At 46.4% G+C, this 435-nt stretch carries 1 protein-coding gene; it reads left to right on the top strand.

Annotated elements, in window-relative coordinates:
- On the top strand, positions 1-435 hold a 435-nt coding region (locus tag KH400_RS29720; RefSeq protein WP_217228042.1), incomplete at both ends, for a hypothetical protein.

The raw sequence follows: 435 nt of genomic DNA, 5'->3' as shown, positions 1-435 counted from the left end.
AAAGGGAAAGAAAAAGGAGAGGAAAAGAGGAGAGGGGGGGAAAAAGGAGGAAGGGGGGAAGAAGGGAAAGGGGGAAAAAAAAAGAGGAGGGGGAAGAAAGAAGGGAAAAAAAAGAGAAAGGAGGAGGAGGGGGGAGGAGAGGAGAAAAAAAAGGAAGAGAGAGGGAGAGGGAAAAAAGGAAAAAGAAGAAAGAGAAGGAGGAAAGAAAAAGAGGGGAGAAAGGGAGAGGAAGAGAAGAAAAGAGAAAGAAAGGGGAGGAAGAGAAGAAAAGGGGGAGGAGAGAGAGAAGAAAGGAAAAAAGGAAAGGGAAAAAGAGAGAGGAGAGAGGAGAAAAAAAAAAGGGGAGGGAAGAGGGAGGAGGGGGAAGAAAAAGAGGGAAGAAGAAGAGAGAGGAGGGGAGAAGAGAGGGAGAGAGGAAAAGGGGAAGAAAGGAAA

The organism is Desertibacillus haloalkaliphilus, from assembly GCF_019039105.1.
GTDB lineage: Bacteria > Bacillota > Bacilli > Bacillales > KJ1-10-99 > Desertibacillus > Desertibacillus haloalkaliphilus.
Note: the sequence above shows the minus strand (reverse complement) of the source record. Positions and strands in the feature narration are given on the sequence as shown.